We start from the raw sequence: 14,042 nt of genomic DNA on the forward strand, positions 1-14,042 counted from the left end.
GGGGGGCGGGACGCCCTTGGTAGGGGGTGGTGTCGGAGATCCGTAATGGGAGCTCCTTCGGCGCGGGCCCCCGTTTCCACTGTCGGCCGCCCGGCCGGGGCACGCACCCCGGCGTCCGCGGCGGCAGGTCCGCGCGGCGGTGGAGGGGCCCGGTCGCGGCCCCGGTCGGTCAGCCGCGCTCAGGAGGCCCGCTCGGCGCCTCGGGCGTCGAGTCGGCCGGTGCCCCGGCGTGTTGGCCCAGCGGCGGCACGGTACGGCCGGGCGGCAGCAGCTGGGCCGTCGCGAACCCCACGACCGCCGCGATGATCACCACGGGGGTCATCTCGGCGCTCCCCATGACCAGGACGACCAGCACCGCACTGCTCACCGGCAGGCGGAGCGCTGCCGCGGCCGCCGCGGCCATGCCCGCCGCCAGTCCCGGCACGACTCCCAGCCCGGGAAGCGGCGCCAGCAGAACACCCACCGCGCCCCCCAGGAACAGCGCGGGGAAGACGGGGCCGCCGCGCAGACTGCCCAGGCACAGCGCGTACGCCGCGGCCTTGCACAGCAGGACGGCGACCAGGGCACCGACGCCCCAGGCATGGGGGTCATCGGCCAGCTGGGCCAGCGTCGCCTGACCGGACGACGCCACGTCCGTCGGCGACCGGTCGGCAGCCAGCGAGTACACCGCGGCGCACACACCGGCGGCCAGCGCGCAGACCGTCGTACGGGCGACAGGTCGTCTCGAGACGAACACCGCGGTCAGGCGCCCGGTGCCGAGGACCAGGTGCAGGACGAGCCCGAGCGCGACGGCGATGGGCACCGACCAGAACACGTCCCCGGCGTCGAGGCGGGGCGACGGCACCCCCAGAGTGAGCGAGAGGTCGCCGGTGGAGAGGCCGGTCCAGCGGCCGAACCCGGTGAAGACAAGCGAGCCGATCCCGCTGGACAGGAGCGCCGGCAGCATCACGGCGAACAGTCGCGGCCCGCCCACTCCGGCCACCTCGATGAGGATCACCGCTCCGACCAGCGGATTGCCGAAGATCGCCGGGAGGGCCGCCGCGGCACCGGCCGCTTCGACGAGAGCGGTGCTCTGCGACGTGACCGGGGCACGGGCGAGCCGTGCGAAGAGCAGGGCCAGACCGCCACCGAGTGCGATCAGCGGGGCTTCGGGGCCGAGGGCGGCGCCCAGCGGCAGGCTGGCCAAGGCCGCGAGGACAACTCCCGGCAGGGCGGCCAGGGGCAGACCCGGGGAGTGCAGACCGGCAGCGGGGACGTGGCCGCCGGCGCCCGGCAGGTGCCGGACCACAAGGCCGACGGCGATGCCGGCGAGCGTCAGCAGCGGCAACGGCCACCACCACGGAGGGGTGTCCCACCCCAGCCCCGCGGGCAGGTCGGCCCACACCAGGTGCTCCAGTTCATGCAGGCCCGCGAGAAACCAGAACGCGGCGAGGGAGACCGGGACGCCGATGAGCGCGGAGAAGACGAGCGCCCTCTGGTAGGCCGGGCTGCGCAGGAGGTCACGCAGCCGGTCGGCCTCTGCCGGCTGCGTACCGGGGGCGGTCGGAGGCCGCGGCTCGTGCACCACCCGTTCCCTCCGGGTCAGCCGAGGATCCGGCGCTTCTGGGCCTCGAACTCCTCGTCGGTGAGTACTCCCTGGGCCTTGAGGTCACCCAGTTGCTTCAACTGGTCGATCTTGGTGGTCATCTCGTCGGCGACCGGCTGCGCCGCGGCGGTCGCGGGCGGCGGGGCTTCCTGCTGGTGGGCGAGCTGCTGTTCGCGGTCCTGCTCGGCCCACCGGCCCGCCTGCCGCCGTGAGACGCGGTTGGACACCGCCGTGGCCGTCCCCGAGATGACGGCCGTGCGGGCGACCCCGCGCAGGAGTCCTGGCATGTCACTCATCTCCCCTGTGATCCGTGCGCCGTGTGGAAGGGGCACAGCCGGAGGAACAGCTCCTGTGGCCATTGCAGCACTCGGCCCGGCCCGCTGCATGTCCGCTGTGACTGCGCGCCCGCACCCACGACTGCCGCTGTGGCGGATGCCGTACCAGGGCGTCGCCGCTCGTACGCGACGCCGTCACCCGTCCCGCATCCAGGCCCGGGTGCCGAACGAGGCACACGCCCGCGAGGCCACCGTGGCCGCGGCACGCAGGGCCTCGGCGAAGCCGTGTGCGGTCAGCTGCCGCTGTCCGGCGAGGTGGTGGGTGAGCGCGCCGTGCAGGACGTCACCCGCGCCCAGCGTGTCCGCGACCCGAACGGGGGGCACCTCCACGGTCCCGGCGCCGTCGGGGCCCGCCCACATGATGGGGTGTCCTCCGCGGCTGACGGCTGACCACACGACCCCGTGGTCCCGCAGGAACCGCAGGGTGTCCGTCGCGGTGTCCGTGCCCGGTGGGCGGAAGTCGGCCGAGCAGACGGCCACGTCGATCGACGGCAGCAGGTTCTCCGTACCCGGCTTCCAGCTGCCCCCGTCGAGCACCGTCCGGCGACCGGCGGCCCGCGCGGCCCGGGCGGTGGCCTGAGCCAGCTCCCTGTGGTGGCCGTCGAACTCGACGATGTCGCAGGCTGCCAGCCACGTGTCGAGATCGTCGGGCGCAGTGAGCCGGTGCCCCGTGGCATTGGTCGAGGCGACGGCGCGTTCTCCGCTGGACGCGGTGACCAGGGCGCAGGACACGGCAGGCGGCTGGACCGAGTCCGCTGCCAGGTCGGACACGCTCACGCCCGCCCGGTCCAGGTCCGCGGTGATCGCCTGTCCCAGGGGATGGGAACCGATCGCGGTGAGCAGCGACGCCGCGCCGCCCAGGTGGGCGAAGGCCACGGCCGCGTTCGTCGCCGGACCGCCGGCCGCCACGACCTGCTGACAAGCCGTCAGTTTCTCGTCGGGGGCCGGTACGTGATCCACGAGCTGGACGACATCCAGCGTGCACAGGCCGACGAACAGGCCCCTGGGGCGGCCCCTCGTGTGCGGCTCCATCCGCGAGCACCCTCTTTCGGCCGGGCATGCGGCCCTGTCGCAGGGCCTGCCACGGTATCCGCCCGGACGTTGCCACGGCCGGCGGTCCGAACGGGCTCCGTGGCCGGCCCGGTGCGGGGCCATGGCCGACGCGCGGGCGACATTCGCTCCGTTCATTGACAGGTCCATACCAGCGCGCAACGCTGAGAGCGCTCTCAGAACCTTCTCGATCGGCCATCGTCGAACGGAGACAGAGCATGTTACGAACACTCGAACGCCGGGCCGCGGCCGTGGGGTCGGCCCTCGCCACGGTCCTCGTCGGCACACTGCTCGCGACCGGAGCGGACACGCCGGCCCACGCGGCCGTCCCGGCGACCATCCCGCTGAAGATCACGAACAACTCGTCCCGCGGCGAGCAGGTGTACATCTACAACCTCGGCACCGAACTGACGACCGGACGGCAGGGGTGGGGCGACGCCAACGGCACGTTCCACCCCTGGCCGACGGGCGGGAACCCGCCGACCCCCGCGCCGGACGCCGCGATCCCGGGCCCGGCGGCGGGGCAGTCCACGACGATCCGCATGCCGAAGTTCTCCGGGCGGGTGTACTTCTCCTACGGCCAGAAGCTGGTGTTCAGGCTCACCACCGGCGGCCTGGTCCAACCCGCCGTGCAGAACCCCACCGACCCGAACCGGAACATCCTGTTCAACTGGTCGGAGTACACGCTGAACGACGCCGGCCTGTGGATCAACAGCACGCAGGTCGACATGTTCTCCGCGCCGTACTCGGTCGGAGTGCGGCGAGCGGACGGCAGCACCGCAAGCACCGGCCGGCTCAGGGCGGGCGGGTACAACGGCTTCTTCAACGCCCTCAGGGGACAACCCGGAGGCTGGGCCAACCTGATCCAGACCCGCCCCGACGGCACGGTCCTGCGCGCCCTGTCGCCGCTGTACGGACTGGAGACCGGCGCGCTGCCCGCTTCGGTGATGGACGACTACGTCAACCGCGTCTGGCAGAAGTACTCCACCGCCACGCTGACCATCACGCCGTTCGCCGACCAGCCCGGCACCCGGTACTTCGGCCGGGTCACCGGCGGCGTCATGAACTTCACCGACGCCGCCGGCACCGTGGTCACCCGCTTCGAGAAGCCGGACGCCTCCTCCGTCTTCGGCTGCCACAGGAAGCTCGACGCACCGAACGACCTGGTACGCGGCCCGATCTCGCGCACACTGTGCGCCGGGTTCAACCGCTCCACGCTGCTGGTCAACCCCGACCAGCCCGACTCCAGCGCCGACGCCTTCTACAAGGACGGCGTCACCAACCACTACGCCCGCAAGATCCACGCACAGATGGCCGACGGGAAGGCGTACGCGTTCGCCTTCGACGACGTGGGCCATCACGAGTCCCTCGTGCACGACGGCAATCCGGGCCAGGCCCACCTCACCCTCGACCCCTTCAACTGATCACCCGGGGTCAGCCGGCGGCGTCGGTCGCGTCGAGGGCGGCGACGAGGTCGGGCACCGGGATCCGCCCGGAAGCGACCAACCTGGCACCACCACGGCGCAGGGCCGCGGCGAAGGGCGCGGCCCACAGGTTCTCGTAGATCAGGATCCCGGCGGAACTGCCGGGTTCCAGCGCGGTGCCGGCCTCGTCGATGTCGTCCTGGCCCAGCAGACCCGACGACGCGCCCTCGAAGACGGCCAGGTCGAGCGCGCCGTCGCCGGTGAGATCGGCGATCTCCATGCCGGTCACGGATCCGTCCTCGTCCTTTCTGACGAACACCAGGTCCATGATCCGAATGAGACCGCGGTCCACGAGATCGAGCAGGAGGGGGAAGCCCTCGCCTGTCATCCGGTTGCCGGGGAACTCCACGACCAGGTAGTCGATCGGGCCCACTTCGTCGAATTCGTCGCTCACGGTGTCGCCTCTGATGCTCGTACTCGTGCTCGCGGCTGCCCCCGGTGACCCGCCCGCCTCGGCGTCGGGGCGCGCACCTCAATTGCAGCATCGGGGCGTGCCCTTCGCACCTCCGAACGCCGTTCACCCGCCTGGTCCGCCCATGTGGCGCGTCGGGGGCCGCGCGCATCTGCTGGTGACCATGAGCGACAGCGGTGACGGACGGCTCTCGGGCCAGGAACGCGGCGAGTTGGAGGCACTGCGCAGCCGGGTGGCCGCACTGGAGGTCGTCGGGCCGCCGCGGCACCACCCGTTCCGGTCGCTGGGCGCCGGCCTGCTGATCCTTCTCGCCGCGCTGTTGTCGCTGCTGTCCGTCGTCGCGGTGTGGGCGAACAGCATCGTGCAGGACACGGACCGCTACGTCGCGACCGTCGGGCCACTGGCGAGCAATCCCGATGTGCAGGAGGCGGTCACCAACCGGGTCACCTCCGCCGTACTGGAGCGCGTCGACGTGGACGCGCTGGTCCAGCAGCTGACGGACGCGGCATCGGCGCAGGGCGTGCCCCCGCGGGCCGCCGACCTGCTGAAGAACCTGGACGGCCCGATCGAGAGCGGCCTCAACCAGCTGGTCGCCAACACGGTGCACCGGGTGGTCACCAGCAGCGCCTTCCAGACGGTCTGGGTCGACGCCAACCGCCGGGCGCACGCGGCGCTGGACGAGGCGCTGACCGGCGAGGGCGAGGGCGCGGTCAAGCTGAAGGACAACCAGGTCGTCATCGACATCGGGCCGATCGTCGCCAGGGTCAAGGACCGGCTGGTCGACGCCGGCCTCACACCGGCCGCGAAGATCCCTGAGGTCCACACGAACTTCGTGGTGTTCGCGTCCGAGGACATCGGCGAGATCAAGACCTACATGAGAGTGCTGGAGCTCCTCGGCGGCTGGCTGCCCGTCATCGCGCTCCTGGTCGCGGCCGCCGGAGTCTACGTGGCGTTCAACCGCCGGCACGCGTTGATCGGGGCGGCCCTGGCCGTGTTCGTCGCCATGCTGGTCTTGGGTATCGCGCTCACCGTCGCCCGTGACGTCTACCTCGACCGGCTGCCGCCCGGTACCTCCCAGGCGGCCGCGGGAGCCGTGTACGACGCGCTGGTCAGGTTCCTGCGGGCCGGCGTGCGGGCACTCGCCGCGGTCGCCCTGTTCACCGCCGCCGGAGCCTTCCTCGCGGGCCCGTCCCGGATCGCCGTTCTCACACGTACGGGCTGCCGCAGGAGCATCGGCGCCCTGCGCGACGTGGCGACGTCGGCGGGCTTCCGCACGGGTGCGGTCGGGCGGTTCGTCCACCGTTTCAAGCGCTGGATCGGGATCGCCATCCTGCTGGTCGCGGCGATCGTCCTGTTCACCTGGACCTACCCGACCACGGCAGTGGTGGTGTGGACCGCGGTGATCACGCTCGCGGGCTTCGCGATCCGCGAATTCCTGGACGACGCCCCCGCACCGCCCGCCGACTCCCCGGCCGACACCGCCACTGCCTGACGGTCCGCCCGGCGAATCCCGTACGACCCGGACCGTTCAGTCGCCGACCCGGCCGGCATCGATGCGCCGGCCGCGCGAGGCGTCCACCACGACGGGGATCCCGTCCGGGATCTGTCCGTCGAGCCGGTCGAGCAGCGGCTCCACCGGGGGAAGGTCTCCGGGAGCGCGCACATGGACGTACATGGTCCGGGACTCCGCGTCGACACTCGTGACGGAGGCGCCTTGCTCGTCGGCGAGCCACTCCCGGGCCGCGTCCTTGGTCCGGTCGGTCCAGGCGTCGAGCAGGAGAGTGAGGACGGTGTTGGCCGTCAGCGGCACAACCACCACGGTGAAGAGCAGGGCCATGGCGGCGTAGGCCCGGCGGGCGGGCCGCCCGGCCGCCCTGTCGTCCCGGGTGCCGTAGCCGAGGGCGGCGAAGACCACCATGCCGCCGAAGACCAGCGCGAAGACGTTGGACACGAACAGCATCAGCGCCCCCAGCGCGAGCCATCCCGACAGCCGGCCCAGGCACACTCCGGTGACCACCAGGGGCGGAACGAGGGAGATCGCGATGGCGACTCCGGGCAGCACGGCGGCGACGTCCCGTCGGGCGAGCGCCACCGCGCCGGCGAAGCCCGTGGCCAGGGCGGCGATCAGGTCCATCAGGCCCGGCGACGTACGTCCCGAGATCTGGCTGTTGGAGAGCAGGTCGTAGTCGCCGGGGAGCACCGTCGAGAAGACCGTCCCGATCACGATCACCAGCAGGCAGGCGAGGAGGACGATCCTGACCGATCCGTTGCGGCGGCGCTGCACCGAGCCCAGGGCGATGCCCATGATCGGCGTGGACAGCGGCGCGATGATCATCGCGCCGATCACGGTGGCCGTCGAGTCCGTGAGCACGCCGGCGGCCGCGATGACCGACGACAGCGTCAGCATGGTCCAGAAGGCCGAACGCTTGGACGTGGTGTCCCCGGACGACAGGTCCAGATCCTGGGCCAGTTCCTCCAGCGAGCGGCGCTGGGAGGCCGGCAGAACACGGGCGCGCACTCCGCTGAGCATGCCCCCAAGTAACCACGGCCGGCCCGGCCCGGGGTGCGGGACACGGTGTACGCGAGTGAGCCGGAGCGTTCGGCGGGTCGGACAGCGCGCTGCCGGTCCCGTGCGCCGCCGCCGTCAGGCCGGATTGTCCGGGCCCGCCGCCTCTTCGTTCGGGGGCGGGTCCGCGTGGGCCGGTGCCGGGGCGGGCTGCTGGAGGACGTCGGGCAGGGCCTGTTCGGCCCAGATCACCTTGCCCTGCGGGGTGTACCGGGTGCCCCAGCGCTCGGCCATCTGGGACACCAGGAACAGGCCGCGGCCTCCCTCGTCCGTCGTCGCGGCGTACCGCAGGTGCGGTGAGGTGCTGCTGCCGTCGGCGACCTCGCAGATCAGCCTGCGGTCGCGGATCAGCCGCACATGGATCGGCCCGGCGCCGTAGCGGATGGCGTTGGTGATGAGCTCGCTCAGGATGAGTTCCATGGTGAAGCCGAACTCCGACAGGCCCCACGCGTCGAGCCTTCGGGACACGGCGTCGCGCATCCCCGAGACCGCGGCCGGGTCCGGTGGTACGTCCCAGTCGGCGATCCGGTCGGGCGGCAGTTCCCGCGTGCGGGCGACCAGGAGGGCGACGTCGTCCTTGGGGCGCTCGGGGAGCAGGCTGTCCAGGACGTCCCGGCAGGTCTCCTCGGGCGGTCGGCCGGGGTGGTCCGTGAGCGCGGCGCGCAGCAGCTCCATGCCCACGTCCAGGTCGCGCCTGCGGTCCTCGATGAGGCCGTCGGTGTACAGGACGAGCTGGGTTCCCTCCGCGAGGCACAGCTCCGCCGTCTGGAACGGCAGGCCGCCCAGGCCCAGGGGCGGACCGGCCGGCACGTCCGGGAAGGTGACGCTTCCGTCGGGGTGGACCAGCGCGGGCGCCAGATGCCCGGCGCGCGCCATGACGTAGCGGCGCGTCACGGGGTCGTAGATCCCGTACAGGCAGGTGGCGCCCACGACGCCCGCCGCGCTCTCCGCCGCCTCGTGCTGGTCGATGCTCCCGACCAGGTCGTCCAGATGGCTCAGCAGCTCGTCGGGTGGCAGATCGAGGGCGGAGAAGTTGTGCACCGCGGTCCGCAGCCGTCCCATCGTGGCGGCGGCGTGCAGGCCGTGGCCGACCACGTCGCCGACGGCCAGCGCCACCCGGCTCCCCGGCAGGGGAATCACGTCGAACCAGTCCCCGCCCACGCCCGACTGGGCGGGGAGGTAGCGGTAGGCGATGTCGAGGGCGTTCTGCTCGGGCACGGCCTGCGGCAGCAGGCTGCGCTGGAGGGTGACCGCCAGGGTGTGCTCGCGGGTGTAGCGGCGTGCGTTGTCGATGCTCGTCGCGGCCCGGGCCACCAGCTCCTCCGCCAGCGAGAGGTCGTCCTCGTTGAAGCGCTCATGGTGTTGCGCGCGCCAGAAGTTGGCCATGCCCAGCACGACACCACGGGCCCGGATGGGGGCGGTGATCAGGGAACGGATGCCGTAGTCGATGATCGCCGTGGCACGCTCCGGGTCCTGCACGCGCCAGCCCGTGGCGGTCGGCAGATCGCTCACCAGCTGGGAGCGGCCGCTGCCGTAGCCGCGCGCCTGGGGTGTGGTGGGCAGGTAGTCGAACAGCCGGCCCTGCGCGGAGAGCGGATGGTCCTCCCGGATGCCGGCCACGGCCGCGCGGCGCATGTCCGTCGCCGTGGGGGCCGGCTCCTCGCCGTGCAGGACGGCGTCGGCCAGGTCCACGGTGACGAAGTCCGCGAAGCGCGGAACGGGGACGCGCGCCAACTCGTCGGCGGTGCGCAGCACGTCCAGGGTGGTCCCGATGTTGAGTCCGGCGTCGTACAGCAGCCTCAGCCGTTCCCGGGCCACCTCCGCCCTGCCGGTCAGGGCCTGTAGCTCGGTGGAGTCGCGCAGTGTCACCACCGTTCCCTCGGGACCTCCGTCGCGATCCGTGGGCCGCTGGTTGACCGCGAGCAGCCGCTCTCCCGCGAGGTGCACCTCGTCGGTGGCCTCGCGCCCGGACGCGAGCAGCGTCTTCATGTCGGGATCGAGGCCCCGCAGTTCGGTGACGAGCCGTCCCTCGACGTCCGGGGGAAGCTCCAGCAGTCGTCTGGCCTCGTCGTTCGCCAGTACCAGGCGCCCGTCGGCGGCCACGATCAGCACTCCTTCCCGAACGGAGTGCAGGACCGTGTCGTGGTGCTCGTACATCACGGTCATCTCGTCCGGTGCCAGGCTGTGCGTCTGCCGTCGCAGCCGCCTGCCCACCAGCGCGGTCACACCGATGGACAACACGAGCGCTCCGGCCCCGGCGCCCAGGATGATCGGCAGCTGCCGGGTCAACTGGCTCTCGACGTTCTTGACCTTCATCCCGGCCGACACGAGGGCCACCACCTCGTCCTCGGCGTTCTCGATCGGGACGGTGGCCTGTACCTCGCGGCCGAGGGGACCGTCGACGCTCTCCACGTAGACCTTCCCCGCCAGCGACGGCCCGATCTCGCCCACGAACCGCTTTCCGATCCGGTCCGGCAAGGGGTGCGTGTACCGGATGCCGTCGGTGTCCATGACCACGATGAAGTCGACTCCGGCCGCCCGGCGGGCCGCCTCGGTGAGCGGCTGGAGGATCTTGCTCGGATCCGGGGCCTGCAGTGCCGCCAGGACGCCCGGCGCGTGCGCGAAGGTCTGGGCCACGGCCGTGGAGCGGCGCCTGGCCTCGGCACTGGTGTCCCGCTCCGACTGGAGGATGAGGGCGAAGACGCCGCAGGCCACGAGCAGCACCACCAGAGCCACCTGGAAAACCAACACCTGCCCGGCGACGCTCCGTGTGCTCTTGCTGATCAGGCGCCTGGCCGGTACGTGTCGGAAACGGGCGAAACGACTCGCCATGCGACCCTTTTTAACACCGATGATCCCTAGCGGCCAGGGGCCCGCCCGGTCGCTGTCCGGCTGACCTGGGGCGTCTGTGCGGCCGGGCGTCCCACGGGCTCGCCTCGTCCGGGCGGGGTCGTGCGCCGCGGGTTCCCGTGAGCGGGCGCATGATTTTACTGTGCCGTATGTCCCGATAGGTCGATATGATGCATTTTGTGATCATGTCTGCACGGCTGTGGCGCCGTCGTCCCGCCTACAGCGGTCGATGGCAGGCTGCCCGGCTGTCACCCGTGGTCCTGACCGTCCTCATCGCCGGCCTGGCGTTCTCCACGCCCAGGGAGATCGCGATCAGCCGGCTGCTGCCCGCCGCCCCCGCCCTCGCCGCCGCGATGTGGCCGGTGCTGCCCACGGTCCTGCTGGGGACGTTCTGCCTGGTGTTCATGATCGTCCTCAGCTTCTTCTACACCGATCTGGGGACGCAGTACACGTCGGCCGCCATCATCGCGGTCACCCTGGCGGCCGCGTACGGCAGCCATGTCCGGCTTCAGCGGGAGAACATCCTCTTCCACGTCCGGCTCGTCGCCGACGCGGCCCAGAAGGTGCTGCTGCGCCCGCTGCCGCGCCGCATCGAGGACGTCGAGATCGAGTCGCTGTACCTGGCGGCCCAGGAACAGGCCCGGATCGGCGGCGACTTCTACGAGGCGATCGGTACACCGCACGGGGTCCGGCTGCTCATAGGTGACGTACGGGGCAAGGGCCTGTCCGCGGTGGGCGCGGCCGCGGCGGTGATCAGCTGCTTCCGGGAGGCCGCGTACGACGAGCCCGACCTCCAGGGCATCATCCACCGCCTGGAGACCACCGTCACGCGCCACAGCGCCGCCTTCACCGCCCAGGACCAGCCCGAGCACTTCGCCACCGCTCTCCTCGCCGAGGTCCCGCACGGCGGCGGCCACATGCGACTTCTCAACTGCGGGCATCCCCCGCCACTGATCGCGCACTGCGGGAAGGTCCGCGTCCTGGAACCCACGCTCCCCTCCCCGCCCCTCAACCTCGCGGCGCTCATCGGTGACCGCTACTGGGTCGACCTGGTCGACTTCGCCCCGGGCGACCAGCTGCTGCTCTACACGGACGGCGTGTCGGAGGCCCGGGACCACGCCGGCCAGTTCTTCCCGCTGTCGGACTGGCTGCGGCGGCAGGGCCCGGAGCAGCCCCGCGAGCTGCTCGACCAGCTGCACCGCGATCTGCTCCGGCACAGCGGCGGAAGGCTCGACGACGACATCGCGGCCCTCGCACTGAGGCGCTCCGGCGCGCAGGACCGGGGAGCCGTCGCCGCGGAGGGCTGAGCCCGTCGCCGGTCATCCGGCGGCCGCGTACGCCTCCGCCGCCCGCACGAAGACGTCGTTGTCCTCCCGCGCTCCGACCGTGACCCGCACTCCCTCGTCGCCGAAGCGCCGGACCACCACACCGTGCTCCTCGCAGAACCCGGCGAAGTCGGCCGACCGGCCGGCCAGGGGCAGCCAGAGGAAGTTCGCCTGGGAGGCGGGGACCGACAGGCCCGCCGCCGTCAGCCGGTCGCGTACGCGCTCCCGCTCCGCCGCGACGGCCCGGCAGCGCTCGGCCACCTCGGCGGTGTGGGACAGCGCCGCCGTCGCCGCCGCCTGGGCCAAGGCGCTGACCGCGAACGGCACCGCCACCTTGTTCACCGCCGAGACGACATCGGGTGACCCGACGCAGTAGCCGACCCGGATGCCGGCCAGCCCGTACGCCTTGGAGAAGGTCCGCAGAACCGCCACGTTCTCGTACTCACGGGCGAGCAGCAGGCCGTCGGGCACGTCCGGGTCCATGACGAACTCGCGGTACGCCTCGTCCAGTACCACGAGCACGTCGCTCGGGACCCGCTCCAGGAAGGCACGCAGTTCCCGGTCGCCCACCGCGGTGCCGGTCGGGTTGTTGGGGTTGCAGACGAAGACGACGCGAGTGGCCGGGGAGAGGGCGTCCGCCATGGCGGCCAGGTCGTGCCGGTGCCCGGAGTCGAGCGGAACGGTCCGGGCGCGTACCCCGGCGACCCGCGCGAAGACCGGGTACGCCTCGAACGAGCGCCACGCGCACACCACTTCGTCGCCCGCGCCGCAGTACGTCTGGATCAGCTGCTGGCACAGGCTCACCGAGCCGCAGCCGATCCCGACCCACGACTCGGGAAACCCCAGCTCGGCGGCGAGCCGTGCCACCAGGTCCTCGGAGAACCACTGCGGGTACCGGTTGCCCCCGGCGGCGGCCACGGCGACCGCCTCGACCACCGCGGGCAGCGGCGGCAGAGCGTTCTCGTTCGAGTTGAGCAGGATCGCGCCGGGCGGCCGGCCCGGAATGATGTAGTCGGGGATGCCGGCCAGATCGGCCCGGGTGGGCACACCCATGGGGCAACCTCCCTTTCGGACGGGCGTGATGAACGTGGTGGGGGCAGGGGGAGAGCGCCGGCCGCGTCAGCGCGCGGTCCCACCGGGCGCGGCAAGCCGGAAGACCTGGTCCTTCAGCACCTGGACCTGCCGGTAGTCGGCGAGCAGGTCCTCGTGACGGTCCCCGACCAGGAAGACCCGCAGCGGGCTGGAGAGCAGATCGGTGGTCGGACGCATCCGGTCGCCGGGGCGCAGCCGGGGCAGGACCAGCCGGACCGTGCGCAGGGCGGCGATCCGGGCGAGGACGTCCTGGTCGACCTCCTCGACGATGCCCTCCCGGGTCGTCTGCCCGTGCAGGACGAGGGCCTCGCGGTGCTTGCGGTACATCGTGCGCCCCGCGTACCGGCGCTCGAACTCCTCGGGCCGTACGCAGGCCAGGGCGAGCAGGTCCGCCTGGTTGCCGTCCATGCAGGCGTCGTGGACGGCGGGATCCATGTCTCCGTTGAGCCGGGCCCCCACCTCCACCAGAGCGGGACCCTCGGGGGTCAGCACGACCTCGGCGTGGGCGGCGCCGAAGCGGATGCCGAGGGCGTCGAGGACACGGTCCACATAGGCGACGAGGACGGGGACCTCGGGGCTGTCCGGGTCGAGCAGGATGTCCTTGTCGTAGATCCGTTTGGCGCCGGTCTCCGTCTTCTCGTACCGCCACACCCCGCACACATGGCGCCCGCCGCCGGGCCCCCGGACGACGTCCACGATGTACTCGGGGCCCCGCAGGAAGGACTGCGCGAGAACCTCGGTGTTGCGGCGCTCGAAGATGTCGTACGTCCCGAGGACGGCGGCCACGGCCGTGCGGATCTCCCCGGCGCTGCGGCAGATCGAGACGCCGTCGGTGGAGGCGGAGCTGAGCGGCTTGACCACCACGGGGTAGTCGGCCTCGCGCTCGGCCCAGGCGACGATCTCGGCCGCGTCCGCGGACTTCAGCTGGCGGGCACAGTGGAGGCCGGCGGCCCGCAGCGCCTCGATCATCCGGTACTTGTCGCGGCGCACCGCGGAGGTCGCGGCCGGGTTGCCCGGCAGTCCCAGCAGCTCGGCGACGACGTCGGCCGGGGGAACGCCGGTCTCCTGCCCGGGCAGCACGCCGACGGGGGAGTGGGCGGCGAGTTCCTTCGCGGTGCGCTCCCAGTCGCCGCCGTCGTGCACCACGTTGGCGGCGTAGGGCCCGAGGTCCGGCGGCGGCACCGAGGCGAGGAACTCCGGGGCGGACTGGAGGTGGACGACGTCGGCGCCGAGCCGCTGGAACGCGGCGGGCAGGTACTTGCCGATCGAGTAGCCGTCGACGATCACACCGACGGGCCGGTGCGGGTGGGCGTGGTCCATGGGGAACCCTTCTGGCGGAGCGG

At 72.3% G+C, this 14,042-nt stretch carries 11 protein-coding genes; 3 read left to right on the forward strand and 8 right to left on the reverse strand.

What is annotated here, in order from left to right:
* Nucleotides 1–169: 169 nt before the first annotated feature.
* The 3 genes from ACFU95_RS31960 to ACFU95_RS31970 all read right to left on the reverse strand — a co-directional run bounded on the left by ACFU95_RS31960 (nucleotide 170) and on the right by ACFU95_RS31970 (nucleotide 2,952).
* Nucleotides 170–1,564, reverse strand: a complete 1,395-nt coding sequence (locus ACFU95_RS31960) for a chloride channel protein (protein ID WP_383834625.1) — start codon at nucleotides 1,562–1,564, stop codon at nucleotides 170–172.
* Between the two features lie 17 nt (nucleotides 1,565–1,581).
* The gene (locus tag ACFU95_RS31965) at nucleotides 1,582–1,872 is read right to left on the reverse strand and encodes an SHOCT domain-containing protein (RefSeq protein ID WP_383834751.1); all 291 of its coding nucleotides are present in this window, start codon (nucleotides 1,870–1,872) and stop codon (nucleotides 1,582–1,584) included.
* A gap of 183 nt (nucleotides 1,873–2,055) precedes the next feature.
* The gene (locus ACFU95_RS31970) at nucleotides 2,056–2,952 is read right to left on the reverse strand and encodes a PfkB family carbohydrate kinase (RefSeq protein WP_383834628.1); all 897 of its coding nucleotides are present in this window, start codon (nucleotides 2,950–2,952) and stop codon (nucleotides 2,056–2,058) included.
* A 236-nt stretch (nucleotides 2,953–3,188) separates the two neighbouring features.
* On the opposite strand from ACFU95_RS31970, the gene ACFU95_RS31975 reads away from it, so the two are divergent.
* On the forward strand, nucleotides 3,189–4,394 hold the full coding sequence (locus tag ACFU95_RS31975) for a glycoside hydrolase family 64 protein (protein ID WP_383834631.1): 1,206 nt from the start codon (nucleotides 3,189–3,191) through the stop codon (nucleotides 4,392–4,394).
* Nucleotides 4,395–4,404: 10 nt separating this feature from the next.
* On the opposite strand, the gene ACFU95_RS31980 is transcribed toward ACFU95_RS31975, so the two are convergent.
* The gene (locus ACFU95_RS31980) at nucleotides 4,405–4,848 is read right to left on the reverse strand and encodes a DUF6325 family protein (protein ID WP_383834634.1); all 444 of its coding nucleotides are present in this window, start codon (nucleotides 4,846–4,848) and stop codon (nucleotides 4,405–4,407) included.
* Between the two features lie 181 nt (nucleotides 4,849–5,029).
* Between ACFU95_RS31980 and ACFU95_RS31985 the strand changes: the two genes are divergently transcribed.
* Nucleotides 5,030–6,358, forward strand: a complete 1,329-nt coding sequence (locus tag ACFU95_RS31985; protein WP_383834636.1) for a hypothetical protein — start codon at nucleotides 5,030–5,032, stop codon at nucleotides 6,356–6,358.
* Nucleotides 6,359–6,394: 36 nt separating this feature from the next.
* On the opposite strand, the gene ACFU95_RS31990 is transcribed toward ACFU95_RS31985, so the two are convergent.
* Both ACFU95_RS31990 and ACFU95_RS31995 read right to left on the reverse strand, forming a co-directional pair.
* Nucleotides 6,395–7,384: a TIGR00341 family protein gene (locus ACFU95_RS31990; protein WP_383834639.1), complete on the reverse strand. Its 990-nt coding sequence runs from the start codon at nucleotides 7,382–7,384 to the stop codon at nucleotides 6,395–6,397.
* A 126-nt stretch (nucleotides 7,385–7,510) separates the two neighbouring features.
* Nucleotides 7,511–10,264 (reverse strand): SpoIIE family protein phosphatase, encoded by a 2,754-nt coding sequence (locus tag ACFU95_RS31995; RefSeq protein ID WP_383834642.1) that lies wholly within the window; start codon nucleotides 10,262–10,264, stop codon nucleotides 7,511–7,513.
* Between the two features lie 203 nt (nucleotides 10,265–10,467).
* Between ACFU95_RS31995 and ACFU95_RS32000 the strand changes: the two genes are divergently transcribed.
* Entirely contained in the window at nucleotides 10,468–11,589 is a 1,122-nt protein-coding gene (locus ACFU95_RS32000; RefSeq protein ID WP_383834754.1) for a PP2C family protein-serine/threonine phosphatase, read from the forward strand.
* A 12-nt stretch (nucleotides 11,590–11,601) separates the two neighbouring features.
* Here the strand turns inward: ACFU95_RS32000 and hisC are convergent, their stop codons facing one another.
* Together hisC and ACFU95_RS32010 are read right to left on the reverse strand one after the other, a co-directional pair.
* Nucleotides 11,602–12,660: a histidinol-phosphate transaminase gene (gene hisC / locus ACFU95_RS32005; RefSeq protein ID WP_383834645.1), complete on the reverse strand. Its 1,059-nt coding sequence runs from the start codon at nucleotides 12,658–12,660 to the stop codon at nucleotides 11,602–11,604.
* Between the two features lie 66 nt (nucleotides 12,661–12,726).
* A complete protein-coding gene (locus ACFU95_RS32010) occupies nucleotides 12,727–14,019 on the reverse strand; it encodes an ATP-grasp domain-containing protein (protein ID WP_383834648.1) in 1,293 nt (430 codons plus the stop codon).
* Nucleotides 14,020–14,042 lie beyond the last annotated feature (23 nt).

The sequence above is a fragment of the Streptomyces sp. NPDC057623 genome, assembly GCF_042800355.1.
GTDB lineage: Bacteria > Actinomycetota > Actinomycetes > Streptomycetales > Streptomycetaceae > Streptomyces.